At 57.9% G+C, this 5439-nt stretch carries 1 tRNA gene and 3 rRNA genes; all 4 read left to right on the top strand.

The window, feature by feature from the left end:
- The first annotated feature begins 184 nt into the window (after positions 1 to 184).
- The 4 genes from NO889_RS16335 to rrf all read left to right on the top strand — a co-directional run bounded on the left by NO889_RS16335 (position 185) and on the right by rrf (position 5379).
- Positions 185 to 1655: ribosomal RNA gene (locus NO889_RS16335) — 16S ribosomal RNA — on the top strand.
- A 214-nt stretch (positions 1656 to 1869) separates the two neighbouring features.
- A tRNA-Ala gene (locus tag NO889_RS16330) sits at positions 1870 to 1941 on the top strand.
- 262 nt (positions 1942 to 2203) lie between these two features.
- Positions 2204 to 5124 (top strand): 23S ribosomal RNA (locus tag NO889_RS16325).
- 133 nt (positions 5125 to 5257) lie between these two features.
- Positions 5258 to 5379, top strand: a 5S ribosomal RNA gene (gene rrf, locus NO889_RS16320).
- Together the 16S, 23S and 5S rRNA genes with 1 tRNA gene alongside form the textbook arrangement of a ribosomal RNA operon.
- Positions 5380 to 5439 lie beyond the last annotated feature (60 nt).

Raw genomic sequence — 5439 nt, 5'->3', positions numbered from 1 at the left:
ATGAGGATTTCGCCCCCTGCGCTCCGGCGTAAGAGGAGATCTGATGTGAGCCGTGGACGTTCGGTGTCATCCGGGTCGCCGGTGAGACCGGACTCCACATTGGACCATGCAATGGTGTGTTGACAACGAGTCAACACCCGCCAACATAACCCCCTCGTGCCGGGAATCAGGCGCGAGGGTAGTCATTCCGGTTGATCCTGCCGGAGGCCATTGCTATTGGGATCCGATTTAGCCATGCTAGTTGTACGAGTTTATACTCGTAGCGAATAGCTCAGTAACACGTGGCCAAACTACCCTTCGGAGCACCATACCCTCGGGAAACTGAGGCTAATAGTGCATACCACAGTTCACCTGGAATGAGAACTGTGTCAAACGCTCCGGCGCCGAAGGATGTGGCTGCGGCCGATTAGGTAGACGGTGGGGTAACGGCCCACCGTGCCAATAATCGGTACGGGTCATGAGAGTGAGAACCCGGAGACGGAATCTGAGACAAGATTCCGGGCCCTACGGGGCGCAGCAGGCGCGAAACCTTTACACTGCACGCCAGTGCGATAAGGGGATCCCAAGTGCGTAGGCATAGAGCCTACGCTTTTGTCCACCGTAGGGAGGTGGACGAATAAGGGCTGGGCAAGACCGGTGCCAGCCGCCGCGGTAATACCGGCAGCCCGAGTGATGGCCGATCTTATTGGGCCTAAAGCGTCCGTAGCTGGCCGCACAAGTCCATCGGGAAATCCACCCGCTCAACGGGTGGCCGTCCGGTGGAAACTGTGTGGCTTGGGACCGGAAGGCGCGACGGGTACGTCCGGGGTAGGAGTGAAATCCCGTAATCCTGGACGGACCGCCGATGGCGAAAGCACGTCGCGAGGACGGATCCGACAGTGAGGGACGAAAGCCAGGGTCTCGAACCGGATTAGATACCCGGGTAGTCCTGGCCGTAAACAATGCCTGCTAGGTGTGGCTCCCACTACGAGTGGGTGCTGTGCCGTAGGGAAGCCGCTAAGCAGGCCGCCTGGGAAGTACGTCCGCAAGGATGAAACTTAAAGGAATTGGCGGGGGAGCACTACAACCGGAGGAGCCTGCGGTTTAATTGGACTCAACGCCGGACATCTCACCAGCATCGACTGTGGTAATGACGGTCAGGTTGATGACCTCGCCACGAGCCACAGAGAGGAGGTGCATGGCCGCCGTCAGCTCGTACCGTGAGGCGTCCTGTTAAGTCAGGCAACGAGCGAGACCCGCATTCCTACTTGCCAGCAACGCTGTGAAGCGGTTGGGGACAGTAGGAAGACTGCCGTGGCCAACACGGAGGAAGGAACGGGCAACGGTAGGTCAGTATGCCCCGAATGTGCTGGGCAACACGCGGGCTACAATGGTCAGGACAAAGGGTTCCAACTCCGAAAGGAGACGGTAATCTCAGAAACCTGATCGTAGTTCGGATTGTGGGCTGAAACTCGCCCACATGAAGCTGGATTCGGTAGTAATCGCGTGTCATAAGCGCGCGGTGAATACGTCCCTGCTCCTTGCACACACCGCCCGTCAAAGCACCCGAGTGAGGTCCGGATGAGGCTCGTCACACGAGTCGAATCTGGGCTTCGCAAGGGGGCTTAAGTCGTAACAAGGTAGCCGTAGGGGAATCTGCGGCTGGATCACCTCCACAGACCCGAGACCTCCCTTCAGGGAGGCTCATCTTACCTTTCGACCGTCGCCGTCACCGTGTCACCACCACACGACACCCAGACCGCGACCGGTCACTACTCATTTCGCATGCGTCCAATCACGGAGTCCGGCCCACCGCCGGCCCGGACACCTTCGAGCGTCCACGGCTCACACTTACACACCCCACACCAGACCCTCTCCACGTGGAGAGGTGGGCTCATAGCTCAGCGGTAGAGTGCCTCCCTTGCAAGGAGGATGCCCTGGGTTCGAATCCCAGTGAGTCCATGTCAGTCCGACCGGCTCGAAACGTGCCCCTTAAGGGCGTACCGACGAACCGTTCGGACACGACGACCGATGCACCATTCCGGGAAACCGCGAATGGGAAGGGTTCGACGAACACCCCGCCAGGGTGATTCGATGACGACCGTGTATACGTGCGATCCAGACGTCCACTGAACTCATACGAGTTCGTGGAACGTCAGTGAACCAATTACAGTCGGTGACTATTACAGTCACTTGACACCGTCAGTGTTCAGTGAACACTGACACACTACTGGCTACTGTGCCAGCTGGTGAATGGCTCGGCTCGAGAGCCGACGACGGACGTGCCAAGCTGCGAAAAGCTCGTGGGACCCGCATGGAGGGAAAGAACACGAGATCTCCGAATCGGAATCCGTTTACAATTGCCACGCGCAATAGGGAACCCCCTGAATTGAAACATCTCAGTAAGGGGAGGAAAAGAACGCAATAGCGATGTCGTCAGTAACCGCGAGTGACCGCGACACAGCCCAAACCGAAGGTCTTCGGACCAATGTGGTGTTCGGGTTGACAACCAAATCTCGACAGCTCATCTGAAGTCTCCTGGAACGGAGCGTGAAACAGGGTGACAACCCCGTAAGATGAGCCAGTACAGATGGCGTCAAATCCAGAGTAGCAGGGGTCGGATATCCTCTGTGAACACTCCAGGCATCCCCTGGAAAGGCTAAACACTCCTCGAGACCGATAGCGAACAAGTAGCGTGAGCGAACGCTGAAAAGCACCCCGAGAAGGGCGGTGCAATAGGGCCTGAAATCAGTTGGCGATCGAGCGACAGGGCGTAAAAGGCGTCTCTCAAAACGACCGAGAAGCGATTCTCTAGTAGGAAGAGAGACGAGCCGGCGTCGTGTCGTGCGTTTTGAAAAACGACCCAGGGAGTGCACTTGAATGGCGAGTCTAACCCGTGAACCGGGGAAGGCGCAGGGAAACCGATACGGCCGCAGCACTTTGTGCGAGGGCCACCGTGTCCAAACGCGGGGAGTCATTCGGGTGCGACCCGAAACCAGGCGATCTATACGCGAGCAGGGTGAAGCGTGGCGAAAGCCACGTGGAGGCCCGTTAGAGGTGGTATCCTACAATATCCTCTCGTGATTCGTGTATAGGGGTGAAAGGCCCATCGAGCCTGGCAACAGCTGGTTCCGACCGAAACATGTCGAAGCATGACCTCATCCGAGATAGCCCGCGGGGTAGAGCTACCGATTGGATGACCCGCCTCCGAGAGGAGTCGGCCATCCTGTCAAACTCCAAACCCGCAGGCGTCGTAGACGATGGGAGTCCGGTGCGCGGGGTAAGCCTGTGTACCGTGAGGGGAACAACCCAGAGCCGGGTTAAGGTCCCAAAGTGTAGATTAAGTGCGATTCGAAGGTGGTCTCAAGCCCTAAACAGCCGGGAGGTGAGCTTAGAAGCAGCTACCCTCTAAGAAAAGCGTAACAGCTTACCGGCCGAGGTTTGAGGCGCCCAAAATGATCGGGGCTCAAATCTACCACCGAGACCTGGCCGTATCCATACTTGGATAACCGCGTAGGTCGGCGTTCTGTTCGGATGGAAGCTCGGGCGAGAGCTCGCGTGGACCGTTCAGAAACGACAATCCTGGTCACAGTAGCAGCGATAGTCGGGTGAGAACCTCGACGGCCTGATGAGCAAGGGTTCCTCGGCACTGCCACTCAGCCGAGGGTCAGCCGGTCCTAAGACACACCGCAACTCGACTGTGTCAACGGGAAACTGGTTAATATTCCAGTGCCATCATGCGATAAAAGTCGACGCCGTGTGGAGAGTTGAGCCGGGCATTCGCCCGGTCGAATCGTGGAACCTCGTGGAGACCGTCACGGTAAGAAGCGAGAGAAGCGCGAGATAGGGTAACTCAGCCGTACATAGGGCCCGTGAAAAGACGAGCATGATGTCCGTACCGAGATCCGAAACAGGTGCTCTGGCAGCGCAAGCCACGGCCTGTCGGGAGAACCGACGTTAGGGAATTCGGCAAGTTAGTCCCGTACCTTCGGAAGAAGGGATGCCTGCTCTCGACGGAGCAGGTCGCAGTGACTCGGGCGCTCCGACTGTCTAATAACAACACAGGTGACCGCAAATCCGCAAGGACTCGTACGGTCACTGAATCCTGCCCAGTGCGGGTATCTGAACACCTCGTACAAGAGGACGAAGGACCCGTCAACGGCGGGGGTAACTATGACCCTCTTAAGGTAGCGTAGTACCTTGCCGCTTCAGTAGCGGCTTGCATGAATGGATAAACGAGAGCGCCACTGTCCCAACGTTGGACCCGGTGAACTGTACGTTCCAGTGCGGAGTCTGGAGACCCCCAAGGGGAAGCGAAGACCCTATAGAGCTTTACTGCAGGCTGTCGCTGAGACGTGGTCGCCGATGTGCAGGATAGGTAGGAGTCGTTACACAGGTACCCGCGCCAGCGGGCCACCGAGACAGCATTGAAATACTACCCGTCGGTGACTGCGACTCTCACTCCGGGAGGAGTACACCGGTAGCCGGGCAGTTTGACTGGGGCGGTACGCGCTCGAAAAGATATCGAGCGCGCCCGAAGATCATCTCAGCCGGGTCGGGAACCCGGCGAAGAGCGCAAGAGCACAAGATGGTCTGACAGTGTCATTCCCAACGAGTGACGCTGACGCGAAAGCGTGGTCTAGCGAACCTACGAGGCTCCGGAATGGGGCCCGTAGATGACAGAAAAGCTACCTTAGGGATAACAGAGTCGTCACCCGCAAGAGCACATATCGACCGGGTGGCTTGCTACCTCGATGTCGGTTCCCTCCATCCTGCCCGTGCAGAAGCGGGCAAGGGTGAGGTTGTTCGCCTATTAAAGGAGGTCGTGAGCTGGGTTTAGACCGTCGTGAGACAGGTCGGCTGCTATCTATTGGGGGTGTTATGGTACTTGACGTGAACGGTCGTATAGTACGAGAGGAACTACGACTGGTCGCCACTGGTGTATCGGTTGTCCGGAAGGGCAGATGCCGAGTAGCCACGCGACACGGGGTAAGAGCTGAACGCATCTAAGCTCGAAACCCACATGGAAAAGAAGTACCGACGAGGTCACTCGTAGAAGACGAGGTAGATAGACTCGGGATGTACGCGCCGAGGCAACGAGGCGTTGAGTCCACGAGCACTAACAGACCGAAGCCACAGTCATACGGTCACTGGACCTTCCACACTCGTATGAGTTCAGGCGGTACCTGGATCGCACGTACACACGGTAGTCAGACATACACCGAGACAGGCGTCTCTCCATCGTGGAGAGTTCCGGTTCGAGTCCGGGAGTCGGCATGAAGGCGGCCAGAGCGGTGGGGGCACACCCGTACCCGTTCCGAACACGGAAGTTAAGCCCACCCGCGTGCCGGGAAGTACTGGAGTGAGCGATCCTCTGGGAACCGCGGTTCGCCGCCTCGCCATTCATACTGTAGTCGTATTCGGGCCCACGGTCGTCGCGGCCGTGGGCTTTTTTCATAC

The organism is Halorubrum rubrum (assembly GCF_024494685.1).
Classification (GTDB): domain Archaea; phylum Halobacteriota; class Halobacteria; order Halobacteriales; family Haloferacaceae; genus Halorubrum; species Halorubrum rubrum.
This window is presented reverse-complemented; position numbering and strand designations above follow the sequence as displayed.